The following is an 823-nucleotide window of genomic DNA, read 5'->3' on the forward strand; positions in this document are numbered from 1 at the left end:
GCGCTGGCGGTGCCGCACCACACCGCGGTGTTCTACATGGGCCTGGCCAACGCCGCGTTGATCAGCACCGGGCTGCAGCGCCACGGCCTGCCGGCGGAGCATCCGGTGGCGCTGGTGGAGCGCGGCACGACGCCCGGGCAGCGCCACGTGCTGACCACCCTGGGTGAACTGGTTGAGACCATCGAGCGCGAGGCGCTCAAGCCGCCGACGCTGATCGTGGTGGGCGAGGTGGTGCGCCTGGCCGACACCCTGGGGCCCGGAATGATGACGATGGCACGCCACGGCGTGGCGCCGATGGATGGCCGGAGGCTGGCCGTATGAGGCGCGTTCTGCCGCTGTTCGCCGCTCTGCTGGGCCTGGCACTGCCCGTTTCGTCGCCGGCGCGGGCCGAGGCGCCGGACCCCGCCATGCTCTACCACCAGCACTGCGCCGCCTGCCACGGTGTCGATCGGCTGGGCGGCATCGGTCCCGCGCTGCTGCCCGACAATCTCTCACGGCTGAAGCCGGCCGAGGCCGTCGAGGTGATCCGCGACGGCCGCCCGGCCATCCAGATGCCGGCCTTCGGCGAGATGCTCGGCGAGGCCGAGGTCGGCGCCCTCGCCGAGTGGATCTACGCGCGGCCCGAGGTCGAACCGAGCTGGAGCGATGCGGACATCCTGGCCAGCCACGTGGTCAACCACTACTACGGCACGCTGCCCGACGAGCCGGTGTTCGAGGTGGAGGATCTCAAGAATTTGTTCATCGTGGTCGAGATCGGTGACCACCACGTCAGCCTGCTCGACGGCGACCGCTTCGAGCGCATCGCCCGCTTCCCCAGCCGCTA

2 protein-coding genes are annotated in these 823 nt (G+C 70.8%); both read left to right on the forward strand.

Annotation, left to right across the window (positions count from 1 at the left end; genetic code table 11):
• Positions 1-321, forward strand: a 321-nt coding sequence (locus tag QPM17_RS23665) for an SAM-dependent methyltransferase (RefSeq protein ID WP_285394196.1), incomplete at its 5' end; no start/stop codon positions are given.
• A partial coding sequence (locus QPM17_RS23670) for a c-type cytochrome (RefSeq protein ID WP_285394197.1) occupies positions 318-823 on the forward strand: 506 nt, incomplete at its 3' end. The genes QPM17_RS23665 and QPM17_RS23670, both read left to right, overlap by 4 nt.

Source organism: Marinobacter azerbaijanicus, assembly GCF_030250645.1.
GTDB classification, from domain to species: Bacteria; Pseudomonadota; Gammaproteobacteria; order Pseudomonadales; family Oleiphilaceae; genus Marinobacter; species Marinobacter azerbaijanicus.